The organism is Enterococcus sp. DIV1758, from assembly GCF_051711985.1.
In the GTDB taxonomy this organism is placed as follows: domain Bacteria; phylum Bacillota; class Bacilli; order Lactobacillales; family Enterococcaceae; genus Enterococcus; species Enterococcus faecalis.
In genome coordinates this window covers 1,889,968-1,912,036 of the sequence record NZ_JBIOOA010000001.1, presented here as the reverse complement: position 1 = coordinate 1,912,036, position 22,069 = coordinate 1,889,968, and the positions used below count along the sequence as shown (strand labels likewise).

The 22,069-nt window shown below is 36.6% G+C and carries 12 protein-coding genes and 1 pseudogene; 11 read left to right on the top strand and 2 right to left on the bottom strand.

Translation table 11 applies throughout. The features are described 5' to 3' along the window. Positions 1-387 precede the first annotated feature (387 nt). The 3 genes from IGJ52_RS09195 to IGJ52_RS09185 are packed head-to-tail and all read left to right on the top strand — an operon-like array spanning position 388 to position 4,055. Positions 388-1,797, top strand: coding sequence for a 3'-5' exonuclease (locus IGJ52_RS09195; protein WP_181366881.1), 1,410 nt, complete (start codon positions 388-390; stop codon positions 1,795-1,797). Then, positions 1,784-2,467 carry a DarT ssDNA thymidine ADP-ribosyltransferase family protein gene (locus tag IGJ52_RS09190; protein ID WP_109537999.1) on the top strand — a complete coding sequence of 228 codons (684 nt, stop codon included), beginning with the start codon at positions 1,784-1,786 and terminating at the stop codon, positions 2,465-2,467. Before IGJ52_RS09195 ends, IGJ52_RS09190 begins: the two co-directional genes overlap by 14 nt. Before the next feature lies 1 nt (position 2,468). Continuing rightward, positions 2,469-4,055, top strand: coding sequence for an ADP-ribosylglycohydrolase family protein (locus IGJ52_RS09185; RefSeq protein ID WP_010730022.1), 1,587 nt, complete (start codon positions 2,469-2,471; stop codon positions 4,053-4,055). 390 nt (positions 4,056-4,445) lie between these two features. On the opposite strand, the gene IGJ52_RS09180 is transcribed toward IGJ52_RS09185, so the two are convergent. Together IGJ52_RS09180 and IGJ52_RS09175 are read right to left on the bottom strand one after the other, a co-directional pair. After that, on the bottom strand, positions 4,446-5,048 hold the full coding sequence (locus IGJ52_RS09180; protein WP_002389010.1) for a YczE/YyaS/YitT family protein: 603 nt from the start codon (positions 5,046-5,048) through the stop codon (positions 4,446-4,448). Positions 5,049-5,132: 84 nt separating this feature from the next. Next, positions 5,133-5,917: pseudogene (locus tag IGJ52_RS09175) on the bottom strand (SDR family oxidoreductase). A 416-nt stretch (positions 5,918-6,333) separates the two neighbouring features. Here IGJ52_RS09175 and rseP point away from each other — a divergent pair. The 8 genes from rseP to IGJ52_RS09135 all read left to right on the top strand — a co-directional run bounded on the left by rseP (position 6,334) and on the right by IGJ52_RS09135 (position 22,063). Next, complete coding sequence (rseP, locus tag IGJ52_RS09170; RefSeq protein WP_010715366.1) at positions 6,334-7,602, top strand: RIP metalloprotease RseP; 1,269 nt, start codon at positions 6,334-6,336, stop codon at positions 7,600-7,602. Between the two features lie 71 nt (positions 7,603-7,673). After that, the gene (locus tag IGJ52_RS09165; protein WP_002400832.1) at positions 7,674-9,392 is read left to right on the top strand and encodes a proline--tRNA ligase; all 1,719 of its coding nucleotides are present in this window, start codon (positions 7,674-7,676) and stop codon (positions 9,390-9,392) included. Between the two features lie 250 nt (positions 9,393-9,642). Next, entirely contained in the window at positions 9,643-13,998 is a 4,356-nt protein-coding gene (locus tag IGJ52_RS09160; protein WP_002400824.1) for a PolC-type DNA polymerase III, read from the top strand. Positions 13,999-14,208: 210 nt separating this feature from the next. Further along, complete coding sequence (locus tag IGJ52_RS09155; RefSeq protein ID WP_002356790.1) at positions 14,209-15,666, top strand: amino acid permease; 1,458 nt, start codon at positions 14,209-14,211, stop codon at positions 15,664-15,666. A gap of 218 nt (positions 15,667-15,884) precedes the next feature. Further along, positions 15,885-17,261, top strand: a complete 1,377-nt coding sequence (locus IGJ52_RS09150) for a hypothetical protein (RefSeq protein WP_010715363.1) — start codon at positions 15,885-15,887, stop codon at positions 17,259-17,261. Between the two features lie 180 nt (positions 17,262-17,441). Further along, positions 17,442-20,231 carry an ATP-dependent DNA helicase DinG gene (locus IGJ52_RS09145; protein ID WP_025189228.1) on the top strand — a complete coding sequence of 930 codons (2,790 nt, stop codon included), beginning with the start codon at positions 17,442-17,444 and terminating at the stop codon, positions 20,229-20,231. A gap of 75 nt (positions 20,232-20,306) precedes the next feature. Next, positions 20,307-20,825: a cell wall elongation regulator TseB-like domain-containing protein gene (locus IGJ52_RS09140; RefSeq protein ID WP_002382785.1), complete on the top strand. Its 519-nt coding sequence runs from the start codon at positions 20,307-20,309 to the stop codon at positions 20,823-20,825. 38 nt (positions 20,826-20,863) lie between these two features. Continuing rightward, complete coding sequence (locus IGJ52_RS09135) at positions 20,864-22,063, top strand: pyridoxal phosphate-dependent aminotransferase (protein ID WP_010715361.1); 1,200 nt, start codon at positions 20,864-20,866, stop codon at positions 22,061-22,063. Positions 22,064-22,069: the final 6 nt, after the last annotated feature.

Below are 22,069 nucleotides of genomic sequence, written 5' to 3'. Positions count from 1 at the left end.
TATTAAAGTAAGGTTTCGTATTTTTTGGTGAAAAAATAACGAGCAAGCACTTTTATATGAACTTAAGTAAGTTGTTATACAATGTTTCTAATTAAATTATTTATTGTAGGGTTAAGGATTTAAGAACTGTACCTATACAAAAAGTTTAACTTTGAAATTTAAAAGCATATTAGATGATATATCATATGGTGGTTTATTAATAATTATGAGCTACATTAATTACAAATCTTTTTTTTAGCATAGTAATGTTCTTATCGTAAATTTTAAAACGAAAAGATAGTAGTTTTATGAAGAAAATATCCAATAAAATGGCGGGATCTTTTGCTGATTAGTAAATGCTTTAAAAATAAAAAATGATAGAGATAGTTTATGAATAGGAGTGATTTTATGGTTTTACCAAAACCAGAAGGAAAACAAAGTGATATTCTATACCTTTCTGAGGTAGATAATATTGTAGTGTTGGGAACTGCAGGAAGTGGAAAAACGACAATAGCATTGTTAAGAGCTATGAAAATGGCAGAAACTTATCCAGACGATAAAGTACTTTTGCTAACATATAATAGAACGCTTATAAATTATATGGAATTTATTTTATCGAATAAACCTAAAAACTTAGTGATTGAAAATTACCATAAGTTTGCACGTGGATATTTAAATTCTAGAGGGAAAATGAAACATAATTGCATTCTAAATTCTAAAAATGAATTAATTCAAGAAGCGGTAAATGCTGTAAAAAAAATATATCCTAATGAAACAACTTTGGATCGTCATATAGATATATTTATTGATGAAATAGAATGGATTCAAAAAATGGGAATTTCAAATAAAAATGCGTATATTAAAGTAGAAAGAACTGGACGAAGCGATACTAGGATTCTCAGGAAGAACAGATCCTTTTTTTATGAGGTTTTTGAGAAATACCTTGATCTTAGAAATGAAAATGGATACTTATATGATTGGGATAGCTTAGCTTTAGCTATTTGTGAAGAGGCTAAATATGATGATATGGAAAGATACTATAAATATATCCTCATAGATGAAGGTCAAGATTTTTCTCCGATGATGTTAAAATCTTTGAGTTTATTGGTACCCGATGATGGTAGTATAAATTTTTTTGGAGATGCTGCTCAACAGATTTATGGTAGCAGAATTTCTTGGCGGTCAGCAGGATTAGATAATGTGAAAATTTATAAACTAAGAAAAAACTATCGTAATAAATCAGGAGTTGGTAAATTGGCAAAAGCGATTTCGGAGTTGCCTTTTTTTGAAATGGATGATAACGATAAGGTTGATTCAATAGTTCCTATTGCTGAAGGTCCAAAACCAATTGTTATGAAAGTGAAAAATATAGAAGAAGAAATAGATTTTGTGGCCAACCTTGTTAGTGGATCTGATTCATCGCGAACTGTTGCAGTGCTTTTAAAAACAAGAGAAGATGTGAGAATTATAGAAGATACCTTTACGAGTAAAGGTATAAAGTATACAACACTAAAAAAAGATATGAATAAGTGGAATGGTAACGACTCTATCTACATTGGAACTTATCATTCAGCAAAAGGCCTAGAGTTTGATATTGTAATACTACCATTCATGAGTGATAAATTTATGCCCACTGAAGAAGAAATTGAAAAATATGGGAGTAAAGACGATGCTCTGTCCGAAGAAGTCAAGTTGATTTATGTCAGTGTAACTAGAGCAAAAGCGGGGGTAATTATAACTTACTTTGAAGAATTGACTGAATTACTACCTACAGATGAAAATTTGTATGATTGGAGGATAGGAAATGACAGAATTTGATCGCTATGTTCAGGAGAGGGGAATTACTAGATTATGTCATTTTACTAAGTCTAAAAATTTGCCATATATATTAGGAACTGAGGGGAAATTATTAGCAAATAACTTTATTAAAGATGAGGACTTAGAAAAAAATGATGTATCGAGATTAGATGGCAAAGAAGATTATATTTGTTGCTCTATACAGTACCCTAACCTCTTTTATTTTGATAAAGTAATCACTAGTAACAAAAGGAATATATTTAAAGATTGGTCTATTTTGTTAATATCAACGAGCGTAATAAATGATGAAACTTTGTTTTGTCCGTGTAATGCAGCAACTAAAGGTGGTATACTAATAGAAAAAGGAATTGATGGTTTTAGAAAGCTCTATTCTGAAAAAGTAGTAGGCAAAAGAGAAGTTTCCAGAAGCAAGAACATGTTAATGAATTTACCAACTGATAATCAGGCTGAAGTATTAATTAGACATTCTATACTGAAAGAAAATATTAAGGGTGTTGTATTTGGCAGTGAAGAACAAGCTAGAAGAGAATTAATAAATCTTAGATTAGCTCAATGTGATATTACTAATATTGATATCTTTATTTGTTCGGAAATGTATGAAAGAACTTTAGCATATCAATTGCGAAATGCTATTATTCCTGATGAAAATATCTATATCGAAGGTGAGTGAGATGATGAAGTTAATAGAAGAAAAATATTTAGGCTCGCTTTTGGGTATTGCGATTGGTGATGCTTTAGGCTGGCCACAAGAAAGAAATAAAAGAAGTAGTAAAAAAAATATGGATACAAGCTTTCGTGAATGGTATAAAGCCTCTGGATATGGAAAAACTTACACTGAAGAGATTATACAAGCAGGTAGCTACAGTGATGATACCCAACTTACTTTAGCAACAGCAAGAGCACTGAACTATACTAATTTTTTGTCATATTTTGGAAGAATTGAATTACCATCATGGCTTGTTTATGAACGTGGTGGAGGTGGTGCAACTAAACGTGCAGCAATTTCATGGTCTAAAGGGGTTCCACCATGGAAGCAGAATAAGAAAAATATAAAAGATTATTTTAATGCAGGTGGGAATGGAGTAGTAATGCGAATATTGCCACATGCATATGCTAAAAACATTACTAATGAAGAAATGTATCAAAAAGCATTTTTAAATGGAATTTCGACTCACGGACATCCAAGAGCATTATTGAGTTCTTTAGTATATTGTAGAGCTGTAAAATACCTTATAAATAAAAATGAACAGTTACAATATGGTGAGTTGGTGGAATATCTGATCGATACTAAAGAAGATTGGGTAAAAATGCCAGAGCCAAATAATATAAAAGATTGGATAAATGCATCATTTGAGTTAGGGATTGATTATAAAAGATTATGGGTAAAAACAAGTGAAGAAATACTTGAAGGTTTACTGTTAATAAAAAAGGCTTTATCTAATGGATTGCTTGACAATACAGCTCAAACTTTGTCTCAGCTTGATTGTAATAATCCTAAAATCAAAGGTTCTGGAGTAGTTACTTGTTTGACTTCTATTTATATCGCATCTAAATATTCTGTTGATCCTCAAAATGGGTTGTTAGAAATAGCATTCTTTGAAGGTAGTGATACTGATACGAATGCTGCTGCTACAGGTGGTTTGTTAGGAGCTATTTATGGGACATCATGGATTAAAGAAGAATGGTATAATGTTCAAGATACAGGTTATATAAGTCTTTTGGCTGAGACAGTTCCAGATTCAAATATACCTGATCGAAAAGATATGTGGAGTTTATCAGATTCAGAAAAATTTTATAAAGAAATCGAAGTTAACAGTGATAAAAATAAGATGTTTAAGTTGGGATCATTTAATGAATTGAAAATTATCGATAAATATCTCATAAAATCAAAAACGTATACTAAAGAAATTTTCGTTTTAAAAAATGATTTGAGTCCAACATTTTACTGTAAAATGACGAAACAGTCTAACGAATATTCAAATATAAGACCAGATGTTATTAAGTCGGAAAAAAAATACAATTTATCCATTGACCAAATGTTATCCTTACAAAAAAACTTATCAGAGAGAATAACTCTATCTAAATTTATTTCTTTGTTAAATGAGGCAATTTTAAATTTTGAAAATATATCATCTAAAGAATTAGATGAGTCAGTAATAAAGACAATTTCAAAAAAAATAGAGAAAAAGTGCTCATATAAGAATGATTTGAGTGCATTTGTAAGCAAGGCCTATTTATATTATAAAAAACAATTGTAGATTTTTAGTCAGAAAAGAGCTTATCTCAAGTAGAGAAAGCTCTTTATCTTTAATGTATGTTGCTCCCAATAACATATTATAAATTGACCAGATTTTGACCATCCTAATTTGACAGTCAATGATAAATATTGATTCTTTAAACTACTATAAGAACTCTTAATAACTTGGTTTGATAGTTAATGACACTGGTTGAGAAGCCGATTCCAATATGAAGGCTCTGTCGGCTAGTTTTTCACTCTACCAACAAATAATCAACTAAAACAACAACGGAAAGCCAAACAAGAAACATACTAATCATGCTTCTTCAAAGAAAGTACAAATAAAAAAGCGATGACTCGAGAAGAAAATCTCTATGGAGTCATCGCTTTTTCTTATATTTTAGTTAAAAAATTATTTTACTAAAGGTTGAAGTAACTTGTTCCAAAAACTAATAAGTGGGCCAGCACCAAATGCACAAATAATTGTACCAATCCCAATTGGACCACCAGCAATAAAGCCAATTAATAGGACCAACAAATCTTGTGCTTTTCGAACAGAAGCGTAAGGTTTGTTGATTTGTTGACAGATGGTTGGCGCAATCGCATCATAGGGGGATTCGCCTTGATCTGTAGCCATGTATAAGGCGCAGCCAAATGTAAAAATCAGGACTCCGACGAATAAAGAAAGTAGTTTGCCAATTGTTGAGCCTCCTAAACTATTGGCGTAAGGTTGAAGCCAAGTAGAAATCTGTTGAATCAAAATTCCTACTAAAAGCATATTTAAAATAGTTCCTAGACCAATGGCTTTTTTGTTTTTTAAATAGACATAGAATAAAATAAACGCATTGACAATAATTTGAAAAATGCCTAATTGCATACCAAACATCGAAGAAAGTCCGATATTCATAGCAGTGAAAGGATCAACTCCTAAACCTGCCACTCTTAAAGTGGATGCGCCAATCCCGATAATAACTAAACCAATTAAAATTAAAAGAACATTTTTGACTAGTTTCATGGTAAGCCTCCTGAATAGATTTTGTGTGTGATAGTACAAAGTCTGCAACAAAAATTCATAGAGAATTTTGTTGCAGACTACTTTTTAACCAGCTCCGTGTTGGAACGAAGGATATAGAGACATCCCGCCATCTACAAAGAGTGTTGTTCCGGTTACGTATGAGGATTCATCAGAAGCTAACCAAGCGGCCGCAGCAGCTACTTGATTTGGTTTACCAATAATGCCCATAGGAACCATGTTCGTTGTTTGTTTTAACTGTTCGGGATCGGAAAATTTTTCAGCATTAATAGGTGTGTTAATCGCTCCAGGCGCAATACAGTTGGCACGAATACCATATTCCGCATATTCCAAAGCGATTGTTTTCGTGAACATTTCGGTTGCGCCTTTACTTGCCGCATAGTGAAGTGAGCGAACGTTGGCCAAGGAATTCTTTGGTGAACGGAGGACATATTAATGATTGACCCTTTGATTTTTTGATCTCTAAATATTCGGAGTGCTTCTCTAGAACCCAAAAAGACACCGTTTAAATTGACATCAATGACACGTTGCCATTCTTTTAATGGCATATCAATTGTCGGAAAAGAAGCCTCCACACCGGCGTTATTTACCCAAATGTCAACATGACCAAACTCTTTTAAAGCGGTTTCAGCTAACGCTTTAATATCTTCTTCATTAGAGACATCAGCCTTCACGAATTTTACGCGGTCTGCGTGCTTGGCTTGGACATCTTCAAATTCTTTAGGCAGCTCACCGACATAGTCAGCAACAACATTCATGCCCTCTAAGATATAACGCAGAGTAATAAATAATCCTAAACCCGTAGCTGCACCAGTGACAACGGCCACTTTACCATGTAATTCTCCATGCATTGATTCATTCCCCCTAAAATTACTATTAATACTTTCATGGTAGCACATGTCAATCAGCGTGTTGATAAAATACGACAAACTGTCGGAAAAGTTTAGGCTCTAAAGTTAGCTACTATTGTTGAAGGTCTTTAAAATAAATACTGGTCGTAGTAATCAATTCCTCTCATTTATACAGTTTTCTAAAAAAACACAAAATATCTAGGCGAAGTGGTCAAGTCCAATGGTTATTTATGAGTGAATATGCTAAAATAAAACTTGTCTTACATAAGGAAAGATTTGTTCACTAACAGTGGCGACTGTTCTCAGTAAACAGTTGCGCTGGTTTATCGGGAAGGGAACAGAGCAAGTTTTACGAGACTTTCCCATGTAATAATAAAAAGCACTGAACGTCAGTGAATGAAGGAAGAAGGACATCTATGAAAACAATTATCACATTCATTATTGTCTTCGGTATTCTTGTTCTCGTACATGAATTTGGCCACTTTTATTTTGCAAAACGAGCGGGTATTTTAGTTCGTGAGTTTGCAATCGGAATGGGACCAAAGATTTTTGCGCATCGTGGAAAAGATGGCACCACTTATACGATTCGCTTATTGCCGATTGGTGGCTATGTGCGAATGGCTGGGATGGGCGAAGACATGACAGAAATCACACCAGGTATGCCTCTATCTGTTGAGTTAAATGCCGTGGGTAATGTGGTTAAAATTAATACAAGTAAAAAAGTACAATTACCTCATAGTATTCCGATGGAAGTCGTTGATTTTGATCTTGAAAAAGAATTATTCATCAAGGGCTATGTCAATGGAAACGAGGAAGAAGAAACCGTTTATAAAGTTGACCATGATGCAACGATTATTGAAAGTGATGGAACCGAGGTGCGGATTGCGCCACTTGACGTTCAATTTCAATCAGCGAAATTAGCGCAACGCATTTTGACGAACTTTGCGGGACCCATGAATAACTTTATCTTAGGGTTTATTCTGTTTACGTTAGCGGTTTTTCTACAAGGAGGCGTCACTGATTTAAACACGAACCAAATTGGAGAAGTGATTCCTAATGGCCCAGCCGCAGAAGCTGGGTTGAAAGAAAACGATAAAGTCTTATCGATTAATAATCAAAAAATCAAAAAATACGAAGATTTTACAACAATTGTGCAGAAGAACCCCGAAAAGCCGTTGACGTTCGTAGTTGAGCGTAACGGCAAAGAAGAGCAACTAACAGTGACACCAGAAAAACAAAAAGTGGAAAAACAAACGATTGGTAAAGTCGGCGTTTATCCTTATATGAAAACCGATTTACCGTCAAAATTGATGGGCGGTATTCAGGATACTTTAAATAGTACGACACAGATTTTTAAAGCACTCGGCTCACTATTCACAGGCTTTAGTTTAAACAAACTAGGTGGGCCAGTCATGATGTTTAAATTATCGGAAGAAGCATCCAATGCTGGAGTAAGTACAGTTGTATTCTTAATGGCCATGTTGTCAATGAACTTAGGGATTATTAATTTGTTGCCGATCCCAGCTTTAGATGGCGGGAAAATTGTCTTAAACATTATTGAAGGTGTACGTGGAAAACCAATTAGTCCTGAAAAAGAAGGCATCATTACGTTAATTGGCTTTGGGTTTGTCATGGTGTTAATGGTGTTAGTTACTTGGAACGATATTCAACGCTTTTTCTTTTAAGGAGAAAGCTTAAGTAAAAAAGTGTGTAAAGAAATCAAAAATAGTTGATTTTAAAATAGAGGAGAGTTTTAATGAAACAGTCAAAAATGTTAATTCCAACGTTAAGAGAAGTACCAAATGATGCAGAAGTCTTAAGTCATCAAATTCTGTTGCGCGCAGGCTATATTCGTCAAGTCGCTGCAGGGATCTATTCTTATTTACCTTTAGCCAATCGTGTTTTAGAAAAATTAAAAACGATTATGCGAGAAGAATTTGAGAAAATTGATGCAGTTGAAATGTTAATGCCTGCGTTATTACCCGCAGAACTTTGGAAAGAATCAGGCCGTTATGAAACTTATGGACCTAACTTGTATCGCTTAAAAGATCGCAATGACCGTGACTATATCTTAGGCCCAACGCATGAAGAAACCTTCACAGAATTAATTCGTGATGAAATCAATTCTTACAAACGATTACCTTTGAATTTATACCAAATTCAAACAAAATATCGTGATGAAAAACGCCCGCGTTCTGGCTTATTAAGAGGCCGTGAATTTATCATGAAAGATGGCTATTCTTTCCATGCCGATGAAGCTAGTTTAGATCAATCATACCGTGATTACGAAAAAGCTTACTCACGCATTTTTGAACGCTGTGGACTAGAATTCCGTGCCATCATTGGGGACGGTGGTGCCATGGGTGGTAAAGATTCTAAAGAATTTATGGCGATTTCTGAAATTGGGGAAGATACTATTTGCTATTCAACAGAAAGTGATTATGCTGCCAATTTAGAAATGGCAACAAGTCTTTATACGCCGAAAAAATCACATGAAACACAATTAGATTTAGAAAAAATTGCAACACCAGAAGTGGGTACAATTGCCGAAGTGGCAAACTTCTTTGAAGTTGAGCCACAACGTATTATTAAATCAGTACTATTTATTGCCGATGAAGAGCCAGTAATGGTCTTGGTTCGTGGCGATCATGATGTCAATGATGTCAAATTGAAAAACTTCTTAGGCGCTGATTTCCTAGATGAAGCAACAGAAGAAGATGCTCGCCGTGTCTTAGGAGCGGGCTTTGGTTCAATTGGTCCAGTAAATGTTGCCGAAGATGTTAAAATTTATGCAGATTTAGCTGTTCAAGATTTAGCCAACGCCATTGTTGGGGCTAATGAAGATGGCTATCATTTGACAAATGTAAATCCAGATCGTGACTTCCAACCAATTAGTTACGAAGATTTACGCTTTGTTCAAGAAGGCGATCCTTCTCCTGATGGCAATGGTGTCTTAGCCTTTACTAAAGGAATCGAAATTGGTCATATCTTTAAATTAGGAACGCGTTACAGTGATGCTATGGGCGCAACAGTTTTAGATGAAAACGGTCGTGAAAAATCAGTGATCATGGGTTGCTATGGTATCGGTGTTAGTCGTTTACTTTCAGCAATCGTTGAACAAAATGCAGACGAGCGTGGTATTAATTGGCCAACAGGAATTGCGCCATTTGATTTACACGTGGTCCAAATGAATGTGAAAGATGAGTACCAAACAAAACTATCACAAGAAGTTGAAGCAATGATGACTGAAGCGGGCTACGAAGTATTAGTTGATGACCGCAATGAGCGCGCAGGTGTAAAATTTGCTGATGCTGATTTAATTGGTTGTCCAATCCGTATCACAGTCGGTAAAAAAGCAGTCGATGGTGTGGTAGAAGTCAAAATCAAACGTACTGGTGAAATGTTGGAAGTACGCAAAGAAGAATTAGAAAGCACACTTTCTATTTTGATGAACACAACATCAGAAGCGGAATAATAATGAAAAGGGCGGACAGAATGATTAGGATAAACTGTTTCCGCCACTTATCAGCGTTTAAGCTTGAAGCAAAAATCTAAAGTGATTTTTGTTTCAAGCTCTTCTTAGCTCTTTTTAGAAAAGAAACAAGATTGTTTTTTTACAAAAAACGAGTATACTTAATAGAGAAGCGAATGCAGAGAAACCGAAAAAAGGCACTTGACAGATTTGTCTGAGGGCCTTTTTTCAATGATAGAAGGAGGTTCATTTTGTGACAGAAAAAGCACGCGATTTATTTGATAAACTGATGACGCAAATTCAGTTAGATGACACAGCGAAAGAACATCCCTTAATTCAAAATGGCCGGATTGACAAGGTCATTGTTCACCAACAAAGTCGCTTATGGGAATTTCATTTAAGTTTTGATGAATTGATGCCAGTGATGCTATATCAAACATTTATGCAACAATTGGAACTAGCTTTTCAACAAATTGCACAGGTTTCCGTTCAAATAACCACAAATCAGACAACATTTACTGAGGAACAATTAACGGATTATTGGCAGTTGGCCTTGTTAAATAGTCAATGCAATACGCCGTTAGTTCAGAAAGTCTTAAAAACACAGACACCACAATTTGAAGATCGGAAAATTATCTTACCTGTTGATAATGAAGCAGTTATTCCTTATTTGAAGCAACAATATTTACCAATTATTGAGGAACTTTATTTCTCTTACGGGTTTCCTAAATTTCATATTGAACCAAAAATGGATCAACAGCAAGCTGCAGAAGTGTTGAAAAAGTTTGAAGAGCAAAAATTAGAACAAGCCGCAGCCTTTCAACAACAAGCTGCTGAATCGCTTGTTAAACATGAACAAATGAAAAAAGAAAAACAACAACAAGCGCCTGCGTTTGATGGTCCAATTCGTTTAGGTCGGAATATTCCCAATGATGAACCCATTATGCCAATGGGAAACATACTGGAAGAAGAACGTCGGATAACGATTGAAGGCTTTATTTTTGATAAAGAAGTGCGTGAATTGCGTTCTAAACGAAAAATTTTAATTTTGAAAATTACTGATTATACTTCCTCTTTCGTGGTGAAGAAATTTTCGAATGGGGAAAAAGATGAACAAGTTTTTGATGCGATTCAACCACAAAGTTGGATTCGTGTTCGTGGTAGTGTACAAGAAGATACCTTCATGCGTGATTTAGTCATGAATGCTCAAGATTTGATGGAAGTCGCCCATGCGCCAAGAAAAGACTACGCGCCAGAAGGTGAAAAACGTGTAGAATTACACATGCATAGTAACATGAGTACAATGGATGCGACCAATAAAGTCGGTGACTTGGTGGCGCAAGCGGGGAAATGGGGTCACAAGGCCATCGCAATTACGGATCATGGCGGCGCCCAAGCGTTTCCTGATGCCCATGCTGCAGGTAAAAAAGCAGGCGTTAAAATTTTATACGGCGTGGAAGCTAATATTGTTGATGATGGTGTACCCATTGCTTACAACGAAGAACATATTGAATTAACAGATGCTACCTATGTGGTCTTTGACGTGGAAACAACGGGGCTTTCCGCTGTTTATGATACCATTATTGAATTGGCCGCTGTCAAAATGCACAAAGGAAATGTCATTGAGACATTTGAGCAATTTATTGATCCTGGCCATCCATTATCTCAAACAACGATCAATTTAACTGGGATTACAGATGAAATGGTGCGCGGTTCAAAATCCGAAGAAGAAGTTTTACGCATGTTTAAAGAGTTTTCAGAAGGAACTATTTTAGTGGCCCACAACGCTTCTTTTGATATGGGGTTCTTAAATACAAGTTATGGCAAACATGGAATACCTGAAGCGGCTAATCCCGTCATCGATACATTAGAATTATCCAGATTCTTGTATCCACATTTCAAAAGCCATCGTCTAAATACCTTATCGAAAAAATTTGGCGTCAACTTAGAACAACATCACCGCGCCATCTATGACTCGGAATCAACGGGTCATTTGTGCTGGATTTTCTTAAAAGAAGCGAAAGAGAATCATGATATGCATTTCCATGATGATTTGAATCGTCATATTGGCGAAGGAGACTCATACAAACGAGCTCGGCCTTTCCATGCAACGATTTTAGCAACAACTCAAGCAGGATTAAAAAATCTTTTTAAATTGATTTCGATGTCCAATGTAGATTATTTTTTCCGAGTACCACGGATTCCTCGTTCGCAATTATCGAAGTTAAGAGAAGGGCTTTTAATCGGTTCCGCATGTTCAAACGGCGAAATTTTTGAAGCAATGATGCAAAAAGGTGTCGAAGAAGCAAAAAATCGTGCCAAATTCTACGATTATATTGAAGTTATGCCCAAACCAGTTTACGCGCCATTAATTGAACAAGAATTGGTGAAAAATGAAGCAGATTTGGAAGAAATTATTAGTAATCTAGTGAAAATCGGTGACGAACTTGGCAAGCTGGTTGTCGCCACTGGAAATGTTCATTATTTAAATGAAGAAGATGCCATCTATCGGAAAATTTTAGTCGGGTCTATGGGTGGCGCTAATCCGTTAAATCGCCATAGTTTACCAAAGGTTCATTTCAGAACCACCGATGAAATGTTAACGGAATTTCAATTTTTAGGACAAGACGTCGCTAAGCGAATTGTAGTAGAAAATCCCAACAAAGTCGCTGATTTATGTGAAGAAGTTATTCCAGTAAAAGACGATTTGTATACGCCGAAAATTCCTGGGTCTGAACAAGAAATCACTGATTTAAGCTACAATCGTGCGCGCGAATTGTATGGCGATCCTTTACCAGAAATTGTCGAAAAAAGGTTAGAAAAGGAACTGAATTCGATTAACGGAAATGGTTTCTCGGTCATTTATTTAATTTCTCAAAAACTGGTGCATAAAAGTAATGAAGATGGCTATTTAGTTGGTTCACGGGGCTCTGTCGGTTCGAGTTTTGTTGCGACAATGACAGGGATTACTGAAGTAAATCCTTTAGCGCCACATTATTATTGTCCTGAGTGTCAATATTCTGAGTTCTATGAAGATGGTTCCTATGGTTCAGGGTTTGATATGCCTGAAAAAGCCTGTCCAAAATGTGGCGCTCGATTGTTTAAAGATGGTCACGATATTCCTTTTGAAACGTTCTTAGGGTTCCATGGCGACAAAGTTCCCGATATCGATTTGAACTTTTCTGGCGATTATCAAGCCGAAGCCCATAACTACACGAAAGTTCTTTTTGGTGAAGAATATGTTTACCGGGCAGGAACCATTGGTACAGTAGCCGACAAAACAGCGTATGGCTTTGTTAAAGGATATGAAAGAGATCATAATTTACATTTGCGCGGCGCTGAAATTGATCGCTTAGCCAAAGGTTCAACAGGGGTTAAACGGACGACTGGGCAGCATCCCGGCGGTATTATTGTAATTCCTGATTACATGGATGTTTATGACTTTACGCCAATTCAATACCCTGCTGATGATCAAGAGGCAGAATGGAAAACGACGCACTTTGATTTCCATTCCATTCACGATAATATTTTAAAACTTGATATTCTGGGACATGATGATCCAACCGTGATTCGGATGTTACAAGATTTATCCGGGATTGAGCCAAAAACCATCCCAACAGACGATCCAGAAGTGATGCGTATTTTTGAAGGACCTGAGGTTCTAGGTGTGGATGCAGAGCAAATTTATTCTAAAACAGGAACGTTAGGAATTCCTGAATTTGGGACACGTTTCGTTCGAGGTATGTTAGAACAGACCCATCCATCAACTTTTGCAGAATTACTTCAAATTTCTGGACTGTCTCACGGAACCGATGTGTGGCTAGGGAATGCAGAAGAGTTGATTCGCCGTGGCGAAGCCAATCTTGCTGAAGTAATTGGTTGTCGGGATGATATCATGGTTTATTTAATTCATGCTGGTTTGGACAGTGGGATGGCCTTTAAGATTATGGAAACGGTACGTAAAGGACAATGGAATAAGATTCCTGATGAACTACGGGATACGTATTTAAATGCGATGAAGGAAAACAACGTCCCTGACTGGTATATTGATTCTTGTTCTAAAATTAAATATATGTTCCCGAAAGCCCATGCGGCAGCATACGTATTAATGGCATTGCGGGTCGCTTACTTTAAAGTTTATTTCCCAATCTTATATTACTGTGCATTTTTCTCCGTTCGGGCGGATGACTTTGACTTAGTGGCAATGTCACAAGGAAAAGAAGCTGTGAAAGCACGAATGAAAGAAATTACGGACAAGGGGATGGACGCCTCCACTAAAGAGAAAAACTTATTAACGGTTTTAGAATTATGTAATGAAATGTTGGAACGGGGCTATAAATTTGGCATGATTGATTTGTACAAATCAGATGCTGAAAATTTTGTGATTGAAGGGGATACCTTGATTGCACCTTTCCGAGCAGTGCCAAGTTTAGGACTCAACGTAGCGAAAGCTATTGTCGCTGCGCGAGAAGAGCAACCGTTCTTATCGAAAGAAGATTTGGCAACACGAGGCAAAGTTTCTAAAACGTTGATTGAATACATGAATGAAAATGGTGTCTTAAAAGACTTGCCAGATGAAAACCAATTATCATTATTTGATATGTTATAAAAGAAAAATCTTTTAGAAGAAGGCCGGTGAAGCAACTTATTCACCGGCTTTTTTTAGTCATCAAATAAATTAGAAAATCATTGCTAGAAGCGTTTTAATTACTTATTAAAAAGCCATCTTTATTTAATTATGTTGAGCTTGTGCATAAAAAGTAAAATGCTTATGATAAATGAAGAGCTTTATTTTTTTATTAAGAAAGGAATTGGTTATATGGACAAAAAGCAATTACGATGGTTTACCGTCGGGTTAATTGCCTTTAACATGGTCTGGGGTCTTGGAAATGTTGTGAATAATTATGCACAACAAGGGATTTCAGTGGTCACTTCATGGCTTTTGATTTTAGTTTTATATTTTATTCCCTATGCGTTAATCGTAGGACAGTTAGGTTCAACATTTAAAGACAGTAATGGTGGGGTTAGTTCGTGGGTGCAAAATACCAGTACTAAACGTCTAGCCTATTATGCAGCATGGACTTATTGGGTAGTGCACATTCCTTACTTGGCACAAAAACCACAAGCAATTTTAATTGCCTTAGGTTGGGCAGTTCAAGGGAATGGAAACTTAGTCAATACGATGCCAATCGTAACGGTATCATTTATTTCATTAATAATTTTCTTGGTTTTCTTGTTATTATCAACAAAAGGGTTAACCACTTTAAAAGTTATTGGTGGTTTAGCTGGAACCGCCATGTTTGTGATGTCTATTTTATTTATTTTATTAGCGGTAGGCGCACCATTTATTAATTCAACGGTTGAATTTGCGACGCCAAACATGTCACAAGTCAGCACTTACATTCCTAAATTTGACTTTAGTTATTTTACAACCGTATCGATGTTAGTTTTTGCGGTAGGTGGCGCTGAAAAAATTTCTCCTTACGTAAATGCAACTAAAAATCCAGCCAAAGAGTTCCCTAAAGGAATGATTTTCCTAGCAGCAATGGTTGGTTTATCGGCTGTTTTAGGTTCATTTGCAATGGGAATGTTATTCTCAAGTGACAATATTCCTAAAGATTTAATGGCAAATGGTGCCTACAGTGCCTTCCAAAAATTAGGCGCATATTATGGTGTCGGTAATCTCTTAATGATTGTTTATGCTTTGACGAATACAGTGGGTCAAGTGGCTGCGTTAGCCTTTTCAATTGATGCTCCACTGAAAATTCTTTTAGCTGAAGCAGATCCAGAATTTGTTCCAAGTTGGTTACGCAAACGTACGAAAAAAGGTACGTTAATTAATGGTTACCTATTAACAGGTATTTTAGTAAGTATTATTATCGCTTTACCGATGTTTGGGTTGAAGGACATGAACGAAGTGGTTAAATGGCTAACTAACTTAAATTCTGTAGTTATGCCAATGCGTTACTTGTGGGTCTTCTTTGCCTATATGCTTCTAAACAAAGCATACAAACAATTTAATTCAGAATATAAATTTGTTAAAAATCCTAAAATTGGTTTTGTGTTTGGTCTTTGGTGTTTCCTATTTACAGCCTTTGCTTGTATCCTAGGAATGGTGCCTAAATTTGAGTATGCCTCAGACCCTCAAGGCTGGTTGTTCCAATTAGCTTCTAACATTGTGACACCAATCGTCTTAATTCTATTAGGAATGATTTTACCAGCAATTGCACGTCGCGAGAAAAAAGACACGATTTTGCCAATTGATTCAGCAGAATAATTGGTTACATGTTTCAAGGATAAAATAGTCAGTTTAAGTATTTTGCGTGAGATAAATGGTCAATAGGACTGTTTGTCTCACGTTTTTTTCTGTCGATTTTTCTCTAAAATTTCTATTGTCTCTTAAAAATATGAGAAAATCAGAAGAATTTCTCCTGTATACTAAAGGTATCTATCATTAAAAAATGGTTATTAACGGAGAAAAAGGAAGTGAACCTCATGACTAAAACACTTGAAACACAACCAGAAGAGAAAACGGTCTTTCTTTGTAAAGAAACGAATCCAGATTTTTTAGGACGAGAAATTTATGCGGATAATGTTGAAACACCGTATAATTTTTACTTAATTCGCAAGCTTTATTTAGCGAAAGAGTACCAAAATTTAGCAGAAGGGGAACAATTTTTTGAGGCTTTATGTGAAAGTTGGGATGAATCAGAACAGTTTGAAGAGTTAATTGTTAAAAAGATTTATGTCTATGTTGAAACGGAGTTAATGTACTACACTGTTTATTTTGGAAGCTTTGAGCCGACCACTCGTGACTTACGATTCGCACTAAAACAATGGATGTATGAAATACCGACAACTAAAAATAAAAAAACAGTCCGTACGAATGAAACCAATGTGCAAGTAGTGCCGCAAGAAAATCAATTAACGGAATTAGCTGGTGAAATTGCTGTCTTACGTGAAATGTTGACACTTTTAAAAGAAAATTTAGCCTCCTTGAATGAAGCCGTTAATCAAACGAGAAATCCCGTCATTTCTAGACAAATAAAAACGATCCATTTGAAAAGAGCTTCTCCTGTGATAGCCGCAGAACAGGCATCTCTGAAAATATCAGAGGATACTAATCCGGAACAACCAGACGTCAATCTCTCGCCTGATAATCTGGAAAAGCAAGAAGTTGAAACTACTGTAGCACCAAGTGAAGCAGTGCTTCCTGTTAACAAACCAGCGCTTGAAGAACGAGCGAAAGAACCAGTGTTATCTGAACCAGCGCCATTTAAAGAAGCGCTGCCAGAAGAACCTCAAGAAAACCAGCAGAGCACCGCGGCAAAACCTTTATTTACTTTTCTACAAGAAACAGAAAAAAGCTCGCTAAATTCAGTGAATGAGTCTGCCGAAAAAGAAGAGGAGCAGAAGCCAGAAAAAGAAGCTGTCTCTATGGAAAGAGAAGAAGAAAGTTCATCAAGTCGGACAATTCCTGCGGACTTTCAACGACAATTGGACGAATTAGAAGATGAAATTTATCGTCGCTTTATGAGTCGCCAGTTAGAGGATACTGATGGAAATCAAGCAGTTCCGAAAATAACGATTGAAAAAAGACAGTTAGAAGCACAAATGCTTGAAGCAAAAGCATTCTCACAATCATTTAAACAAGTTCAAAAGAAAAAGGCAGGAGACGTGCAAATTTGCAATCAGTTAAGTTGTATGAAATTAGAAAAAGGATTAGATAAATTTTTAGACGAAGTTACAGAATATGTTGAAAAGCGGACCCTATTTAATAAAAAGGTTCGTTGTCCGCTCCCAGTAATCAGAGAATTGGAAGGCTATGGGCAATTAAACCAGTATATGCAGAAAATCCTTGACTGTTATTAATCGTTTATTTAGGAGAAGGTAAGACAAAACCGTTCAGTTTATCAGCTTTTAAGCCTGAAACAAAAATCACTTTGGATTTTTGTTTCAGGCTCTTTCTTATTATCTCTGGAAAAGATTTCAAGAGAATTTTTGAAATACTAGTGAAAATCCTATAAATTGTAGTATAATTTTCAAAGATGAATGAAAGGCGTGAAGTCATTGAAAGACAAACAAGTGTATGCAGTAGTTGACCTTGAGACGACTGGAACAGATCCTACAAGTGATCGGATCATTCAGTTTGGATGCGTTCTCGTTCAAGATGGAAAGATTATTGCGAACTTTGCGACAGATGTGAATCCCAATCAAGTAGTACCAAAACAAATTCAAAGTTTAACGGGGATTAGTAATACGCAAGTTCAAAAAGCGCCTTATTTTGAAGATGTAGCACATACAATTTATCATTATCTGGAAGATACTATTTTTGTGGCGCATAACGTCCACTTTGATTATAATTTTTTAGCTCGTGAACTGGTACGGTGTGGCACGCCGCCACTTACCATTCCAGCCATTGATACAGTGGAATTGGCACAGATTTTTTTACCGACAGAAAAAAGTTTCCGTTTAAGTGATTTGTCGGAAAGTTTAGGTTTGTCTCATGAGAATCCCCATCAAGCAGATAGTGATGCGCAGGTTACAGCCGAACTTTTGTTATTAATTCAAGAAAAAATGAAATCTTTACCATTAGTCACTATGGAAAAAATTGCGGAATTAAGTCAACAGACAGCGCGGGAAACCAGTGCCTTTATTCAACAAACGTATGAACAAATGAAAAAACAAGTCACACCATTAAATCCAGCTTATCAAGTGGTCAGTGGCATTGCTTTACGCAAAAAAGAAGTTCCTCTTTTTGAAGAAACGTTCTATCAGACTAGTACGTATCCCAAAACTAAAAAAGCCAAAGAAAAACTGTTTGGGGAACGTTTCGCTTATCGTGCGGAACAGAGTCGGATGATGAATTTAGTCTATGATCATTTTACAGAAGGAACGACAAAAGATTTATTTATTGAAGCGGCGACTGGAACGGGAAAAACATTAGGCTATCTGTTGCCAATGAGCTATTTAGCAACGCCAGAAAAACCAGTCATTATTTCAACAGTTTCGATTGTTTTACAAAATCAATTAGTGGAAAAAGATTTACCATTAGCCAATCATATCTGCCAAGGGAAATTACGAGGCATTGTTATTAAAAGCCATCGACACTATCTTGATTTACAACGCTTTAAGGCAACGTTGAATCAGCCAACTCCGCAAAAACAATACGCTCTTTATCAAATGGGCGTTCTCGTCTGGTTGCTAGAAACAGAAACGGGCGATTTAGATGAACTACAATTGACGAATTTAAATCATTTATTCTGGAAAGAAGTTACACATCGCGGATTGGATTTTCTTTCAAAAAAAGATGAACTTTATGAAGTTGACTTTTTAAGACATCTGTATAAAAAAGTCGCTCAAAGTAACGTGTTGATTGTTAATCATGCATTTTTGGCGCAAGAGTCGCTAAGGAAACAACCGTTATTACCTGAAAGTCCGTGGCTAATTATTGATGAAGCACATCATTTACCAGACATCGCTAGTCGGATGGCGAGCGAACGAGTGAACAGTGTGATACTAAAAAAACAAGTCACACATTTTATTGAAAAAGAACAACTTTTTGTTGCTTTACAGCAAATTTTTCAACAGTTTTCTGAAGAGCAGCGGTTTGTAAAAATTTATCAGCAAGGTTTACTGGATTTTGTGGATGAATGGCAAGATTTTCTTTTTGAATTGCATCGTTTATTTAGTAAAACGCAGAAGCGGATAGACCATCAGGAGTTGCTTTTAACCAAAGAACGTATTGATTATTTATCTGCTGCGGGAGAAAAACATAGTCAAACGCTCCAGCTTTTACTGCAGGAGTTGTTAACTATTCAAAGTAAGTTACAGCAAACAATTATGAGTCAGTTGGAAACCTTTAGTTTGGCTGATCGCATCGTTTTTGTTCGCTTGTTTCAATTTTTTGATGAAATTGAACGTATTCATCACTGTTTTACCATTTATCTTGATGATTGGCGTCCACGTTGGGTAAAAGAATATTTACCACAAAATGAAGACCATGGCTTGATTGAAATTCATGACTTAGAAGCTAGTTTGCTTCCTGAAACAAAGTGGTATCCGCGGTATGAACGAATTATTTATACAAGCGGCACATTGAAGTTTGGCAACAATAAAAAGTATTTACCGCAACGGTTAGGTTTAACAGAGGTGACGTTCAAAACCCTGCCAACGCCATATAACTATGCAGAAAATGCGCGAGTCTATGTACCGGAAGAAGCAGTAGCCATTCAAAATGCCTCTTCCTATGAAATGGGTCAATACATTTCAGATACCATTGAAAAATTGATGGCGCAAGAGGAACGTTCGCTGTTGGTTCTTTTTACTTCGCATGAATTATTGTCCACCGTGTATCATCAAGTCCAGCCGAGATTATTGGAAAAAGGACAAGAGGTCCTCGCCCAAGGGATTAGCGGCAGTCGTGAAAAAATTCTTAAACGGTTCTCTAATGGAAAACCGAATGTCTTGCTAGGAGCCGATAGCTTTTGGGAAGGTGTGGACTTACCAGGAACAGCTTTACAGTTATTGATAGTCACGCGTTTGCCTTTTGAAAACCCGAAACGACCACTTGTGCAAGCAAAATATGCGTATTTAGAAGCAGAAGGGATACAACCATTTGCTCAAGAAGCGGTACCGAAAGCAGCCTTACGTTTGCGACAAGCACTGGGCCGTCTAATCCGTTCTGAAGAAGACAGAGGGGCATTGCTGATTCTGGATCGTCGTTTAGTCACTGCAAAATATGGCAAACGATTAATCAAAGCGTTTCCCAAAGGACTCTCAGTAAAAGAAGCGCCCATGCCTGAAATTTTAGAAGAATTAAAGGAATTTTTAAACAAATAATCGATTATTTTTAGGTCATATTTGTGAAAGGCCGCTATTTTTCTGCTATAATAAGACCCAGTAAGTTTAGAGAGGATGGAAGGATTTTTGGAGGAATTAGAAGAAAAGAAAGAGAAGAAACGGATTACTGTCCTTTTAACCCTATTGGCAATCCTTTTAGCAATTCTTGTAACAATAATTATCTTTTTTGTACGAACCAATCAACCAATGGCTCAAGCCAAAAAAGAAGCAACCGCAATTGCCAAAACTTCTGCTAATTTAGAAACAGTTGATAAATTTTACTGGTTTACACGCAAAAATACGTATTTTACTTTAACCGGCAAAAATGATAAAGGCACAGAGATTGTCGTGATTGTCCCTAAATCGGGAGAAAAAGTCACGGTCTTAAATCAAAAAGATGGTCAAACTGAACAACAAATAACAGACATTGTTGCTAAAGCCCATCCCGATGAATCGGTGATGAAAGCTACGTTAGGGCTTTATGATAAGCGCCCTGCATGGGAAGTGGTCACCGAAAATGATCAAGGAGTACTAACATATTATCTTATGAGCTTTGATAAAGGCGAAGAGATCAACGTTGTCAAAGATATTTAATTTAGATAGGTTTTGATGAAAGTGGGAGTGAAAGGTGTATGAACGTATCGAATCGAGCACAGCAATTGACTCCTTCTGTTACATTAGCAGCTGCCGCCAAAGCGAAAGCATTAAAAGCAAAAGGTGTAGATGTTTTAAGCTTAACGGTTGGGGAACCAGATTTTGTAACCCCGAAAAATATTCAAAAAGCAGCAATTGCTTCAATTGAGGATGGAAGAGCAAGTTATTACACACCTTCTGGCGGCATTCCTGAATTAAAGCAAGCAATTGTCTCTTATGTGGAACGAGAATATCAACTTCGTTATCAACCCAAGCAAGTTATTGTGACAGATGGTGCCAAATATGCGCTGTATCTATTATTTCAAGCCATTTTGAACGTTGGGGACGAAGTGATTATCCCTGTCCCTTATTGGGTAAGTTATGGTGAACAAGTCAAGTTAGCAGAAGGCAAGCCAGTGTTTGTATCAAGCACGCAAGAGCAATCATTTAAAGTGTCAGTCGCACAATTAGAAACTGTACGAACGGACAAAACAAAAGCAATCATTTTAAATTCACCATCTAACCCAACTGGTGTTATTTATACGGAAGAAGAATTACGCCAAATTGGTGAATGGGCAGTTGCTCATGATATCCTCATTATTGCAGATGATATTTATGGTCGTTTGGTGTACAATGGACATCGGTTCACACCAATTGCAACCATCTCAGAAGCAATTCGCCAACAGACAATCATTATTAATGGCGTTTCCAAAACATATGCAATGACAGGCTGGCGCATTGGTTTTGCAGTCGGGGATGAAAAAATTATTCAAGCAATGACACAACTCGCTTCACAATCCACCAGTAATCCAGTCGCAGTTAGCCAATATGCGGCAATTGAGGCTTTAACAGGTGAACAGTCGACAGTTGAAGACATGCGTCAGGCCTTTGAAAAACGCCTAAATCATATCTATCCAAAAGTAGCAGCTTTGCCAGGCGTTTCGCTAATAAAACCTGAAGGCGCCTTTTATCTATTCCCGAATGTCAAAAAAACGTTAGAAATTTGTGGGTATGATAACGTGACTAACTGGGTGGAAGATTTATTACAAGAAGCGCATGTTGCTCTGGTAACGGGAGAGGGCTTTGGTGCACCAGAACATGTGCGGATGAGCTATGCGACAGATTTAATGACGTTAGAAAAAGCGATTGAGCGAATGAATGACTTTATAGAAAAGAAACGAATTCAGCACAACGCCTAAAAGAAT